The following is a 14,764-nucleotide window of genomic DNA, read 5'->3' on the forward strand; positions in this document are numbered from 1 at the left end:
AACCCCCAACCCGCCCTGTAGGCCGCGCAAGAGTTCCGTCACGGCACGCGGCTACACTGGGAGCTGTGAACGTGCCGGACCGTCCCCACGCCCCCCAACACGCCTATCTGTTCGCTGACCCGGCGGCCCATTCGCTGTCGCCACAGATGCACCGCGCCGCCTTCGCGTATGCCGGAATCGACGGCGATTACGCCGCCCGGCGCGTGCTGACTGCCGATCTGCCGGAAGCCGTCGCCGGATTGCGAGACTCCGCTGTGTTGGGGGCCAACCTCAGCCTGCCGCACAAGGAAAGCGTGCTGGCGCTGCTGGACAGCCTGACCCCGGCAGCTCGGGCCATCGGGGCAGTCAACACCATCATCCACAAAGGCGGCAAGCTGCACGGCGACAACACCGACGCGCCCGGCTTTCTGGCGGCCCTGGCCGACGCGGACGCGCCGAAAGGTGGCCTGAGTGTGGTGCTGGGCGCGGGCGGCGCGGCGCGGGCAGCGGTGTACGCACTGCGGCAGGCAGGTCATGAGGTGCTGATCGTCAACCGCACCCACGCCCGCGCACAGGCGCTGGCCGCCGAACTGGGCGGGCGGGCGGCGTGGCCCGAAACTGCGCCGTGGTCCGCCGTGACCCTGCTGGTCAATGCCAGCAGCGCCGGGCTGGACGCGCCGGAGGACTCTCCCCTGTCTACCTTTTCCTCGGCCACCTTTCCCACACTGGCCCCGGCGGCGCTGGTCTACGACATGGTCTACCGCCCCGCCGAGACCCGGCTGCTGCGCGACGCCCGCGCGGTGGGCCTGCGCGCCGAGAACGGCCTTGGCATGCTGGCGCATCAGGCGCGGCTGGCCTTCGCGGCGTGGACCGGGGTGGACGTGCCGGTCTCGGTGTTCCTGGAGGCGCTGAATCCTGAAGCTGAAGACGCAGCGCCAACTGGAGACACAACGCCGTGACCGTACCCGCCGCCCCAGCCCCGGTGGCTGGCCGCGCCTCGCGGCGTGCGCCGCTGCTGGTGCTGGGGCTGATCCTGCTGCTGTCGCTGACTGCCGCGCTGGTCATTTCCGGCTTCGTGCAGGCGCAGCAGCGCGGACGCTTTGAGCGCGAGACGCTGGCCTACACCCTGGCCCTCAAGGACCGGATCAGCGACTATGACCGCCTGCTGCAGACGGCCCGGGCGGCGTGGCAGGTGCATCCCGATCTGCTCAATGAGTCCGCCTTTGCCCGTTTCGTGGACGGCATCGACCTGACTCGGCGCTATCCCGGCGTGCAGGCGCTGGCCTTCGGGGTCTGGGTGCCCGACGGCAATACCGACGCCCTGACCGCGCGGCTTCGGCGCACCGTGCAACCTGATTACACCGTGCGCCCTGACTACACTGTGCGGCCCGATGACACCGTGCGGTCCGGTTCCAGCCTGCGCGGTGGCGAATCGGCGCGGGTCGCCCGCGTGCCGGTCTCGGTGATCGCCCCGGCCAACGCCGAGAACCTGGGGGCGCTGGGCTTCGATCTGTACAGCGAACCGGTGCGCCGCGCCGCCCTGGACGGGGCCAGGAAGCGCGCAGAACTCCAGGCCAGCGGGCGCACCGAACTGGTGCAGCAAGATGACGTGGGGCAGCCCCTGTCCGGTTTCCTGCTGGCGTTGCCGGTGTGGCGAACGGCCCAGGTGGGGCCGCCAGAAGGCTTTCTGGTCCTGGCGGTGCGCGCCGATGGGTTCCTGGGCGGACTGGGGCCACCCGGGCTGGAAGACCGCCTCTCGGTCAGTGTCCGGCTGGACGATCAGCCACTGACAGGGGCCATTCAACCCGGTTACTTTCAGGACAGCACCACCCTCATGCTGGCCGGGCAGCCGTGGACCCTGGCCTACGCTGCCCCGCGCAGTTTCGGTCAGGACGCTGCCGCTGGCGTGCCAGTGCTGGTCATGCTGGCGGGCCTGCTGGTGGCCGGGCTGGCCTACCTGCTGGTGGGTTCGCAGGTCCTGGCCCGCCGCCGCGCCGAGGCCCTGAACCTCTCGCTGGGTCAGGCGCAGGCGCAACAGGAGCAGGCCCGCGCCGAGTTCGAGGCGATCTTCCAGTCCATGCAGGACGCCGCGGCCTTTACTGATCCGCAGGGGCAGATCCGACTGGTCAACCGCGCCCTGGAACGGCAGTTCGGGCATCCGGCCTCTGCGCTGATCGGTCAGCCGCTCTCAGAGCTGCATCTGGACACGCGGCTGAACGAACGCCAGACCTTTCAGGCCCTGACCACGCCGTACCGCCGCGCAGACGGCAGCATCTTTTCCGGCGAGGCCCAGCGTAGCACCGTGCAGGACGCCACTGGCGAGCGCCTGGGCCTGCTGGAAGTGGTGCGTGACGTCAGCGAGCGCGTGAGTGCCGAACAGGCCGTCGCGCGCGGTGAGCGGCGCTACCGCGGCGTGCTGGACGCCATCCCGCACATCTTGCAGGTCAGCGACGGCGCGGGCGCGATCACCTATGTCAACACCCAGCACCGTGACCTGCTGGGCGGCCAGGACCTGAGCGCCCGCATGACGCCCGAGGGCCGCGCCGCCTTTGAACACCTGTGGCAGGAAGTGCGTGAACGCGGCGCGGTGGGCCAGTACGCCGCCAGCGCCGAGGTCCAGCTTCAGGTGGGTGGCGGCCTGGCGGGCAGTGAGCTGGAGGACGGTGGAAGCCGCCGCTGGTTCACGTTGCGCCTCTCCCCCATCCGCATCAGCGACAGCCCCGAGGGCAGTGCCGGGCAGGAGGGTGCAAAACACGGCGAAGCGGACCAGACCGAGGAATGGATCACCTCGGCCACCGACATTCATGACCGCCTGATCGCCGAACGCCGGGCGCAGCACGGCGAGGAACGCTACCGCAGCGTGCTGGAGGGCCTGCCGCAGATCGTCTGGCAGGCCGATCCACAGGGCGATTCGCTGTCCTTCAACCGCCGCTGGGAGCAGTATGTGGGGCCAGAGCGTGCGTCTGGCGGCTTCCTGGGCCTGCTGCACCCCGATGACCGCGCCGACTACCAGCGCGGCTGGGCGGCGGCCATCCGCAGCGGGCGGCCCTTTGAAGCCGAACACCGCCTGCTGTCGGCGGGGGGGCGCTACCGCAACTTCGTGACGCGCGGCCTGCCCGTGCTGGACCCGGCAGGCGTGGTGCTGGAATGGGTGGGTACCAGCACCGACGTGGACGACTCGGTCTATGAGGAAAACGCCGCCCGCCTGCTGGCCGATGTGGCTGGAGATCTGGCCACCCGCCGCCCCGAGATCAAACCCACCCCCACCCGTCCCCACGTTATGGCCCCGCTGCTGATGCCGCCCTACCTGACGGCCCCCAGCCGCCCAGCGGTCTACCGCGCCGCGCTGGGCCGCCTGACTGCGCGTTTCGCGGAGGGCGCAGCGCTGTGGTCCATTCGGGACGGGTCTATCCGGGACGGGTCAGCCCAGGGGAGGGCCGCCCAGACCACGCTGCCCGAACTGCTCGCGTCGTCCTCGCTGCACCCGGCGTGGCAGACCGGGCACATGCGCGCCTTTCTGGACGGCCTGCTGGAACAGGTGATCCGCAGCGAGGACCCGCTGTTCATTCCGTCGCATCCGCTGCTGCACGCGGTCAACGCCACCGGGGCGCTGCTGTACCCGTTGCTGGGCGCGGGCGGGCGGCTGTGCGGCGTGCTTGGACTGTTCTACCGCCAGGAACTGAGCGGGCGCGACCACGATCTGGCCCAGGAGATCAGCGGGCGCTTTGCCGCCGCGCTGGACAACGACGCGCTTCAGGAGCGGGTGGCCGGGGCGCAGCGCGAGTTGCAGGCCCTCAACCTGTCCCTGGAAGACCGCGTGCAACGCCGCACCGAGGAACTGGAACATGCCAATCAGGAGCTGGAAGCCTTCAGCTACAGCGTCTCGCACGATCTGCGCACGCCGCTGCGGCACATCGTGGGCTTTGGTGACCTGCTGGGCAAGGAACTGCTGAACCAGCAGACCCGCAGCGAACAGGAGGGCGCGGCAGGGGGCGGCGGCCTGAGCGCCAAGGGACAGCGTTATCTGAGCATCATCACGGATTCGGCGGGGCGCATGAGCCAGCTTATCGACGATCTGCTGGAGTTCTCGCGCATGGGCCGCCAGGAACTACGCCGAGAACGGGTGGACCTGCGCGCCCTGCTGAAGACCGGCTGGGAGCAACTGGAACCGGACCGCGAGGGCCGCCACATCACCTTCACGTTGCCCGACACGCTCCCCGCTGTGCCCGGCGACGCGGGGCTGCTGGGGCTGGTGGTCACCAACCTGCTGAGTAACGCCATCAAGTACACCCGCACCCGTGACCACGCCACCGTGGACGTCAGCGCGCAGGTGGACGCTGCAGCAGGCCGCAGCGGAAGCATCACGTTAACGGTTCGTGACAACGGTGTGGGCTTTAATCCCGAATACCTGGATAAACTGTTCGGCGTGTTTCAACGTCTGCACCGCGCCGATGAATTCGAGGGCATCGGCATCGGCCTCGCCAATGTCCGGCGCATCGTGACCCGCCACGGGGGCCGTGTGGGGGCCGACGCCCGCCCGGACGAGTGGGCCGAATTCTGGATCACCCTGCCGCTGGATGCCGGGACGCCCGATGCCGGGACGCTCAATGCAGGTGCCCTGGCCGGATCAACCGCTCCCACCACCGGCACCGCCAACACCGAGACCGCAGGCCAGACCAACGTGGAGCGCGCATGACCGATACAGAAGTGAAACCGGCGGCGCTGAACGCCGCGCCGCCCGTACCCCAGCGCAGCTACCGCTTTCCCGGCCCCGGTGAAGCGCTGAACGTGCTGCATCTGGAAGACAGTGAACTGGACCATGAACTGGTGGTGATGCATCTGGACGGTGAGTTGCCGTGGCAGTTGCGGGTGCGCCGGGTGGAGGATGAAGCCGGATTCCTGGCCGCCCTCGACAACGATCCGCCGCACCTGATCCTCAGCGATTACGCGCTGCCCAGCTATGACGGCCTCAGCGCCTACCGCGCCGCCAGCGCCCGGCTGCCCGAGGTGCCGTTCATCATCGTGACCGGCGCGCTGGGCGAGGAAGTCGCGGTGGATACGTTGCGGCAGGGCGTCACCGATTACATCCTCAAGCAGCGCCTGGACCGGCTGGCCCCCACCATCCGCCGCGCGGTGGCCGAGGTGGAGGCCCGCGCCAGCCGGGAGCGCGCCGAGCGGGAGGTGCTGAGCCTCAACAGCAGTCTCCAGGCGCGCTTGATCGAGGTAGAACGCCTGCGGAACACCGCCGAACGCCAGAGCCAGCGCCTGGAAATTCAGGCCAAGCAGCTTGAGGAAGCGCTGAACATGCAAAAGACCTTCCTGGCCGAGACCAGCCATGAGCTGCGAACCCCGCTGACTGCCCTGCACGGCTACCTCCGCCGCGCCGAACGCGAGGCGGGCGGCTCCCAGACCCTGCTGGACGCCCAGAGGGTGGCCGAGAACATGACCCGGCTGGTCAATGACCTGCTGCAACTCTCACGTGGGGAACTGGTGCAGGGCATCGAAATGCACTTCATGAATCTGGGCAAGGTCATCTCGCAGGTGGGGCGCGATTACGGCGTCAGGGCCACACCCGAGAACATCGAGATCGTGGGCGATCCGGTGCGGCTGAGTCAGGTGTTCATGAACCTCGTGACCAACGCCATTCGCGTCAGCGGCTCACCGGAGCTGGTACATCTGGAAAGCAGCCTGCGCCCCGGCGAGGTGGAGGTGCGCGTGGTGGACCGGGGTCCCGGCGTGCCCGATGCGATCAAGCCGCGCATCTTCGACAAGTTTTTCAGGGGCAAGGAGGCGGGTTCGGCGGGCCTGGGCCTGACCATTGCCCAGCAGGTGGTGACCTCACATGGCGGCACGCTGGACGTGACCGACACCCCCGGCGGCGGGGCCACCTTCCGCGTGCGCCTGCCGCTGCCCGACGAGGAAGACGAGTAGAGGCGAATTGGCACTCGCAAGATTGCCCACTCAACTTTCCGCCGCTCCATTCCTGCCTCTCCCGCAGATGGAGAGGCAAAAGGCAGGTCAGGCCAGCTCTATTCCAGCTCCGCTCCCGCCAGGAAGGCCGCTAGCGGCCAACTCCGCCCGCCGCCCTGACGAACCCACTGGATTTCGCCGTTCTCTGCGCGCTGGAAGTGGTACGGCTCGCCCACAGAGCCGAAGCCGCCCTCGGGTTCCGGGCACAGGGTATTGGCGTCCTGCACGGTCAGTTCCACCGCGCTGGCGGACGGATCGCCCAGCGGGGTCAGGGCCACCAGCCGCCCGCCCAGATTCACGATATCGAACAGGCCCCAGGCGTTGGCGAAGCGTCCGGTGAAGGAGTCCAGATCATGCGCGGTGTCCGCCGTCTTCCCCGCATTCTTGTGCGCCAGATCGATCAGGCGGATCAGGTTGCCCGCCCATTCGGTGGCCGGGCCGCCCCCCGTGTTGGTCAGCACCGAGATGGACAGTCCAGTTTTCGGGTCCAACCACGACTGCGTGATGTGGCCGGGAAAGCCGCCGGAATGGCCCACCAGCGTGCGCCCGCCGATCTCGTCCAGAATCAGGCCCAGGCCGTAGCCGCGCCGGGTGGGCTTGGTGATCTCGGATTCGCGCCGCGCCATCAGGCGTTTGGAGGCGTCGGAGATCAGGCCGTCGTGGCCCAGGGCGTGCCGTGCCCAGTAGGCGGTCAGGGCCTCGGCAGTGCCGTAGAAGCCGGTGGCCGCCGCCAGCGCGCGGGTGTCGGAGGACGGCAGCGTGCGGCGGGCATCGTTGCCGTAAAGGCGTGCGCTGTGGCCGGTGGCCAGTTCGGCCTCGCGTTCCGGGGGCAGTTCCGCGCCCAGATCACTCAGACCCAGCGGACCCGTGATGTGCGCCTCTACATAGTCGCCGTAGTCCTCGCCACTGGCCGCCTCCACGATCAAGCCCAGCAGGCCGTAGCCGATGTTGGAATATTTGAAGTGCTGGTTCTGCGGAAACACGGCCTCGGCGCGGGCGAAGTCCAGCAGGGTCTGGCGATCCGGGAAGGCGTGCCGTTGCTGCCAGTAGTCGCTGTCGGCCCCGTCGCGGTTGATGCCGGACTGGTGGCCCAGCAGCGCCCGCACGGTCATGTCGGCGGCGGGCGAGCCTTGCAACTCTGGCAGCCAGTGGCCCGCCGTGTCGTCCAGGCGCAGCTTTCCGGCCTCGATCAGTTGAAAGACGGCGGTGGCCGTGAAGGTCTTGGAATGCGAGGCGATGCGGAACAGGTGCCGGGTGGTCAGCGCCTCGCCCGTGTCCTCGTTGGCTTTGCCCAGCGCGAACGACGCCGCCAGCTCGTCTCCCACGCGCACGGCCACCTGCACGCCGGGAATGCGCTGGAAGTCTCGCCCGTACTCCAGCCAGCGTTCCAGGTAGGGGGCGATGTGCCGGACGGTCTCCAGAAGGCTCATAGGCAGAACCCTAGCGCGTGGGGGTGTGGGTGGGGGCGTTAAGCTGGCCCATGAACCCAGACGACACCCGGAAGCAGGACGGCGGCGCGATCTTCGACGCCCTGACCGCCTTTGAAGGCATGCCTGAGCGCGAGCAGCAGGAAGATCAGGAACGGGATTATTCAGGCTGGGATGAGGCAGAACCCGCCATGCCGGACGCAGGCGAGAAGAAACCTCTGACGCAGGCCGAGCGAGAAGCCTTGATTGAATCTGTTGCTGGATATCTGGCGCGGGATGACGGGCAGGACATGACGCAGGAATTGCTGGACGAACGGCGGGAGGAGGCGAGAAACAAAGGCTGGTGAGCCACCCCCAGCCGCCGCACGCCTCCGCCGCAGCGTGGGCTGGTTGCTCACTATGCTGAAGACAGACTGGTGAGTTGAAGACAGATTCTCACCTCATTTCGTTGCTGCCTTGAATTAAGATGTTTCTATGGAAAGAGCGCATGGCAAATGGATTATTTCAGGAACCGAATCCACGCCATCAGGTTATATCGACTTTGGCGAGGATAAGATCGAAGCCTACTTTTTTGGTGTTGGAGTTGATGGGGATGAGCTATATATAGATAACCAATCTAAATATTCAAATATAGATTCTGCTATTCTAATTTCTTTAGAGGGAAAGAGTTATTCATGCTTTAATCTCTCATTTCTTGGAAACTCATTTCCAATTTTCGCCAAATCAAATGACGTTTTAGTAAGATATTCCTGTCAAATAGTTTTCAGCGGGGACTTTGCCTTCGACTCCTTAGAAGACAAAATCTTCAGATCACTGACAACAGAAACTGAAAATATTTTAAATTGGGCTGGATTACAACCCTATAAGTCTTTAAAACATAACAATGTGACTTTAAATTTGAAAAAATCAAAATTATATAATTATAAAGGGCTTAAACTATTTTTTGGGACTACTGCGCGACTAGAATCTAGGCTTCCTTCGATCAACATAATTGCCAAAGGCACAATAAATCTAAAATCTAATAGGCTTATTAAACCTATGGATCTCTATGGAAAGACGGTAGAAATATCTTCTTTAATATCTATATTATCAAGAAAAAGCCTAGCTACTTATAGCCAAAGCGTAGAAAGTAAATTTAAATCCATGAAAGTCGGAAATAAGATTGCTAGACATTCTCTTATTATAAAAACGAGAATGAACAGAGCTAAAGATATTGATGATTGGACTTTTGCACCTTTAATTAGATTGAGCGACATTGATGATTTTCAAGAAGTTCTAAATATCTGGGAAAATAGAACCGAGGTCTTCAATAGATCGGCATCGGTGATTATGCTAGCAATAAATAGGCCGGGCATGGTCTTGGATTCAAAGTATATTTCGATTGTTTCGGCACTAGAATCTTTATGTGGGGAAGGCGAGAAACAGTATTATATAGATAAAGCTAATTACAAAAACATTATGAAAAATTTACGTCAAATTTATAATACCGAAATCATGAATGAAACTTTATTGAAGGTTTTAGATGGCAGGCTGTCTAGCGCCAACGAAATCAGCTTACAAAGCAAAATAATTAAGGTCATCACAGATTCATATGAGATCATAAGAGAGCGAACTGACATGTCTCCAGAAGATTTAGCGAAGGCGCTCACTGACAACAGAAACTACATTGCACACAACGATTCAAGAAATAAGAAAATGATCGTAAAATCGTCTGAGACTTTATACTGGCTATGCGACTATGCTAGTATACTTTTATTATATAAATTTTACACAATGCTGAACATTGATAGTGAAAAAATTACACAGAATATCAAACAGAATATGAATAACTCCAACTTTAAAATTTATAGGGAAGACTTCGCTAAATTTAGAGAGCCAGAAACATTCAAAAAGGCAATTCTCTAAATTTAGGCCCGCATCCCCCCATTCCCATTCTGCTTGTTCATCCACGCCGGGGGCTTGGGCGCGAAGCGGCCCAGGATGGTCTGCTGATCGTAGGCCAGGTAGGCGTCGATCCATGGGAAGGTCTGGTTCAGCACCTTGATGGCGTCGGCGCTGCCCATGCCGTGATCGAGCTGGTAGACCACAAACTGCTCCGGCGTTTCCAGGCGCAGGTAGGTGGGCATGCTGCCCGCGTGTTCGTCCAGCACGCTCTGAAACTCGCCCACAGCGTCCGGGCTGGCGGTTTCCAGATCGATGTTCACGTACATAACCTTCGGCACCTCGCCCAGTTGCTCGATGGTGACCAGTTCCTCGGCAATGGCGCGCAGGCCGCCGTCCTCGCTCTCCAACTCCACGATCACCAGCGCGGGCGTGTCGTTGACCAGCTTTTCCTGAATCCGGTCATAGGCGCGGCTAAAGGCCACCAGCTCGGTCTGCCCGGACTCGTCGGCCAGGATGAAGCGGGCCATCATGCCGCCGGATTTGGTGGGCTTGCGAACCACGTTTTCCACCATGCCCGCCAGCACGGCTTTAATACGCTTGCCGGGGGCGACATTCTGGGCGGTAAACCACGTATCCAGGTCAGAAATGCGGCAACTGGCCGCCTCGCGCAGTCCCTCGTGCTGCTCCAGCGGGTGGCCAGAGATGTACAGGCCCAGCGCGTCCTTCTCGATACTCAGGCGTTCCAGATCGGTCAGCGGGGTAAAGATGGTTCGCAGGGGGCGTTCCTTTTTCACTTCGTCTGCGCCAAACATCATGCTCATGCCACTTCGGGCTTTTTCATTGATCCCGGCAGCTCCGGCGGCGTCTTCCAGGGCGTCGTCCAGACTGTCCAGCAGTTGGCGGCGTTCCCCGAAGGCGTCGAAGGCCCCGCTTTTAATCAGGTTTTCCAGCGCCTTGCGGTTGGTGGCTTTGCTGTCCACACGCGAGCAAAAATCGGCCAGAGATTTGAATGGCCCGGCGCGTTCCCGCTCCTCCAGAATCTTGAGAACCGCGCCCTCGCCCAGTCCCTTGATGGCGTACAGCCCGAACAGGATTTCCTCGCCCGCCACCGCAAAATCCGGCGCAGAGCGGTTGATGTCCGGCGGCAGCACCTTCACAGCCATCTTGCGCGCATCGGAAATGTACTCGGACACCTTGTCGGAATCGCGCCTTTCTACAGTTAACAGGGCGGCCATGAACTCGACGGGGTAATTGGCTTTGAGCCAGGCGGTCTGGTAGGTGATGACGCCGTATGCGGCGGAGTGGCTGTTGTGGACGATCAGGTCATTCGCCACGAAATTGTGCGTGCCAGGAACTTCCAGATCGTAGGTCTGCGCCTCGCCCACAGGCGTGATGCTGGTGATGGTGTCCCAGTAGAGATCATCCGAGCAGGCGTCCAGCAGTTCGGGAGCCTCGAAAAACTCGCCCAGAGTTTGGATGGTGGAGCGGCGGAAGCCTTTCTTGTGCGCCTTGGGCATGCCATAAAACTCCTTGGTACACACACCAGACTGCGCCTCCACATTGCGCCACGTCAGGCCGCTTGCAACCTTGGCCGTCTGGACGCGGGCCTTGACGCTGGCGGGCAGGGTATCCACCGTCTCGCGGCCTACAGGCGCGGCAGCGTAATAAGCACGCAACCCCACCAACTGCTCCTCACGGCCCACCAGATGCGGCCCAACCACTTCTAAAAAACGGTCAATGCTGCGCCGTCCCACCAGATGTACGGTGTAGCCAGTGCGCCCGGCAGTATCGTCGCCGCGCGTATAGGTGAAGTGCTTCTGCGTTACCTTGCCCACCATGCCCAGCCGCAGCAGAACATGGGCCAGATCATCGGCCAACTGGCGGGAGGAGGTGGCCGCGTAAGGCGTGGTGTTTCCAGCCCCGAACAGGAATCCGTCGCCAGACCAGTAACGCCCGATTAGCACGGCCAGCGAGGCGTTGTTGAGGCGGAAAGCGGCGGCGGGCAGGGATTTCTCGGTGGCTTTGACGCCAATCATGCCCAGGTCTTCCAGCCACAGGCGCACGCCGGACTTGCCGCCCGTGCTACCGCGAATGCCGCTGCCCAGGTACACATCGTGGACGTTCTGCCGATCAGGGCGCAGTTTGACCGTGGGACGGGTGTTGGGGAACTGTTCGGCCAGCGTCACCATATCCGCCACCTGCGTTTCAGACTGGCTGTACAGGTATGCGCCGTGGGGGTGATTCGTGTTGCCCTCGGCCAGAATCCAGCCCAGTAGTCCAGCTTGGTATTCAGGCCATGACTCCACGCCCAGTTCGGGAAGGCGGGCGGGGGCGGCGATGCGGTCTCCCGCGGCCAGGTCTTCCACGTTGCGCCAGCCGTCCAGCGTCAGCAGCGGGTGGTTGCCCGTGGCGGTCAGTTCGCGGCCCAGCGCGGTCTTGACTTTGAAAACGGGCTTGATGCCGTTGTCGAAGAATTGCCCGGTAGGACGCAACTCCAGGCGGTATTCGCCGTTCACGCTGGGAAGCTGGACGGGCTGGCCCTCGCGGTACAGGTCTTCAATCCGGCGCAATTCTCCGCCCGCCACCGGAACGCGGGTGTCGCCCGTCAAACACTTATTGAACCCGTAGTTCGCAAACGCATCCAGCAAATCGAAGAGTTTATTGGCTTCATCTTTCGGAACTTCATTGGTTTTCGCGCCCGCAACGAACAGGTCACGCTGCTTGGCCATTTCCGCCGTGTCTTTCTTGCCCATCGCGCGGCGCAGCAAATCAGCCCCGCCCAGGCTGAAGCCCGCAACTTCAGAGGCGATCTGCATGATCTGTTCCTGATATACCGGAATCCCATAGGTTTCAGACAGAATCTTTTCCAGAAACCGCGCAGAGGTAGGAAAGCCGTCGCGCACGTAATCCACTTCCTCCAGGCCGTGGTGGCGGCGCACGTAGGTGGGAATGTTCTCCATCGGGCCGGGGCGGTAGAGGGCCGAGAGGGCAATGATGTCGGCCAGACGGCGCGGCTTCAGGCGGCGGGAGGCGTCGGCAATGCCCGCGCCCTCCAACTGAAACACGCCCTTGGTGTCGCCGCGAGACAGCATTTCAAAGGTTCGCTCGTCCTCGTAGGGAATCGGCTGGTATTCGGTGGTGCCGCTGGGGCGCTGGCGCATCTCGTCAAAATCCACATCCTGACTCCGCGATTCACGCAGGATTCGCTTGGCCTCGTCTAGAAAGCTCAGCGTGCGCAGGCCCAGAAAGTCCATCTTGATCAGGCCGATGTCTTCCACCGCTTTCATGTCGTACTGGCAGACCATGCCCATGCCGGAGGTGTCGCGCATGACGGGCACCAAGTCGGTCAGTTTGTCGCGCCCGATGACCACCCCAGCGGCGTGGACGGAAGCGTGGCGGGTCAAGCCCTCCAGCTTCTGCGCGAACTCGTAGGCTTCCAGCAATTGCGCATCACTTTCCAGCATCTGCGCGATGTCCGGCACGGCGTCCCGCGCCTGCTCCAGCGAGTAGCTCTTGCCGAACTTAATGGGAATCAGCTTGGAAACCTTATCGACTTTGGCGTATTCCAGGCCCATCACGCGCGCCACGTCCTTCAGGCACGCCTTGCTCGCCATCGTCCCGAAGGTGGCAATCTGCGCCACCTTGTCCTCGCCGTACTTGTCCTGCACGTACTGGATGACCTCCACGCGGCGGGCATCGTTAAAGTCGATGTCGAAATCGGGCATGGAAATTCGGTCTGGGTTCAGGAAGCGCTCGAACAGCAATTCAAATTCCAGCGGATCGAGGTTGGTGATGCGCATGGCGTAGGCCACCAGCGATCCCGCCCCGGAACCGCGCCCCGGCCCCACGCTGATGCCCTGGTCCTTGGCCCAGTTGATGTAATCGGCCACGATCAGGAAGTAGTCGGGAAAGCCCATGTTGTTGATGACGCTCAGCTCGTACTCGGCGCGGCGCAGCAACACCAGTGCGTGCGTGTGGTGCGCGCGGCAGGTGGTCTCTTCCTCGCTGCCGGGATCGAGCGTAATAGCGGTGTTGCTGGCCTCGCCCTTACTGCGCTGCCAATCCAGACAAGCGTAATCGGGCAGGGGGCCGCTTTCCGCTGCCTTTTCCATCACTTCCAGCGCCGGGTAGAGGGTGTATTTCTCCCCCGCCGCCTTGCCGCGCGCCTCCCACTCGCTGCCCAGGAAGGCGGTCAGCGTCAGCAGCGTGTCCAGATGACAGGTGCGGGCATCGCAGCCTTCCGTGCGCGACAGGACACGTTCACGCTCCTCCTGCTCCAGCGCGTCCAGACTCCGCACGGCGTACTCGCGCAGCAGCGCCTCGGTGACGTGGTGCGGATACCGCTTGAGGCTCCCAGCATACGTCTGCACGCGCAGTTCCTCAGACATGGTGCGCCCTTCGGGAATGGGCAGCGCGGGCATCTGATACACGCGCTTTTTGCCCACCGGCAGATCAACGTTGCACAGGTCAGCGATGCGAGCGGTGTTGTCGAAGACTTCCTCGCCCCACTCGGACGGCGGCAAGGCGCGGCGCATCTCGTCCAGGTCTTTGACGTAAAACTCGTCACAGGGGAACTTGAAGCGGTTCTCGTCGGCCAGCGTGGCTTTGGTCTGAATCGCCAGCAGCGTCTCGTGGGCGGTGGCGTCCGACTTCTTGACGTAATGGCCGTCGTTGGTGGCCACCATGCCGATGCCCAGTTCCTGCGCCCAGGCTTTCAGGATCGGGTTGTTCCTCTTCTGCTCGGGCAGCCCGTGATCCTGAATCTCGATAAAGTAGTTCTCGCCGAACAGATCGCGGTACCACAGCATCCGCTGCTTGGCCTCGGCCTCGCGCCCCTGCATCAGCAGTTGCTGGACCTCCGAACCCAGGCAGCCGGAGAAGGCGATGATGCCCTTGTGGTGTTCGGTCAGCAGCTCGTGGTCAATGCGCGGCTTGTAGTAATAGCCCTCGGTGTAGCCCCGGCTGCTCAGGCGGCACAGATTCTGATAGCCCTCGAAGTCGCGGGCCAGCAGCGTCAGGTGAAAGATGCCCTTCTCGCCGCTGACGCCGGGTTTCTTGTCGCGGCGCGTGCCCATGCCGGGAACCACGTAGGCCTCGTAGCCCAGGATTGGCTTGACCTGCGCGGCCTGCGCGTAGTTATAGAAATGCACTGCGCCGTGCATGTTGCCGTGATCGGTCATGGCGCAGGCGGCGTCCTGACCGTCGGGCGTGACCTCTTTCACCCACTTCAGCAGATCCTTGAGCTTGGCTGCGCCGTCCAGCAGGCTGTATTGCGTGTGCTGGTGCAGGTGCGCGAACCGCCCGCTGTACTCGGTGGGGGCGCAGCACGAGCCGTCCGGCAGGTGGATGTGAGGAGCAGAATCGGCGGGCGCGGTCATGGGTCAAGGATAGGCCGGGGCGGGGGCGGGCTTCAGTGACGGGGAGGGGTTGACGGGGCTGTGACCTGTCTGTCGCGCCTGAATTTCCGCCGCCACGATCAACTTTGAAACAACCCTTTGATGAGG

7 protein-coding genes are annotated in these 14,764 nt (G+C 62.8%); 5 read left to right on the top strand and 2 right to left on the bottom strand.

The window, feature by feature from the left end; all coding sequences use genetic code 11:
• Positions 1 to 146 precede the first annotated feature (146 nt).
• The 3 genes from DAAJ005_RS17315 to DAAJ005_RS17325 are packed head-to-tail and all read left to right on the top strand — an operon-like array spanning position 147 to position 5,910.
• Entirely contained in the window at positions 147 to 938 is a 792-nt protein-coding gene (locus tag DAAJ005_RS17315; RefSeq protein WP_151848657.1) for a shikimate dehydrogenase, read from the top strand.
• Positions 935 to 4,675, top strand: a complete 3,741-nt coding sequence (locus DAAJ005_RS17320; protein WP_226342511.1) for a CHASE domain-containing protein — start codon at positions 935 to 937, stop codon at positions 4,673 to 4,675. The genes DAAJ005_RS17315 and DAAJ005_RS17320 overlap by 4 nt, the downstream gene beginning before the upstream one ends.
• Positions 4,672 to 5,910, top strand: a complete 1,239-nt coding sequence (locus tag DAAJ005_RS17325; RefSeq protein ID WP_192930817.1) for a hybrid sensor histidine kinase/response regulator — start codon at positions 4,672 to 4,674, stop codon at positions 5,908 to 5,910. Before DAAJ005_RS17320 ends, DAAJ005_RS17325 begins: the two co-directional genes overlap by 4 nt.
• A gap of 98 nt (positions 5,911 to 6,008) precedes the next feature.
• Here the strand turns inward: DAAJ005_RS17325 and DAAJ005_RS17330 are convergent, their stop codons facing one another.
• Positions 6,009 to 7,379, bottom strand: coding sequence for a serine hydrolase (locus tag DAAJ005_RS17330; RefSeq protein ID WP_151848182.1), 1,371 nt, complete (start codon positions 7,377 to 7,379; stop codon positions 6,009 to 6,011).
• A 50-nt stretch (positions 7,380 to 7,429) separates the two neighbouring features.
• On the opposite strand from DAAJ005_RS17330, the gene DAAJ005_RS17335 reads away from it, so the two are divergent.
• Positions 7,430 to 7,723 (top strand): hypothetical protein, encoded by a 294-nt coding sequence (locus DAAJ005_RS17335; RefSeq protein WP_151848183.1) that lies wholly within the window; start codon positions 7,430 to 7,432, stop codon positions 7,721 to 7,723.
• 127 nt (positions 7,724 to 7,850) lie between these two features.
• A complete protein-coding gene (locus DAAJ005_RS17340; protein ID WP_151848184.1) occupies positions 7,851 to 9,281 on the top strand; it encodes a HEPN domain-containing protein in 1,431 nt (476 codons plus the stop codon).
• A 2-nt stretch (positions 9,282 to 9,283) separates the two neighbouring features.
• Here DAAJ005_RS17340 and dnaE read toward each other — a convergent pair whose 3' ends face one another.
• Positions 9,284 to 14,638, bottom strand: coding sequence for a DNA polymerase III subunit alpha (dnaE, locus tag DAAJ005_RS17345; protein ID WP_151848185.1), 5,355 nt, complete (start codon positions 14,636 to 14,638; stop codon positions 9,284 to 9,286).
• Between the last annotated feature and the right edge of the window lie 126 nt (positions 14,639 to 14,764).

It is taken from the genome of Deinococcus sp. AJ005 (genome assembly GCF_009017495.1).
Taxonomy (GTDB): Bacteria; Deinococcota; Deinococci; order Deinococcales; family Deinococcaceae; genus Deinococcus.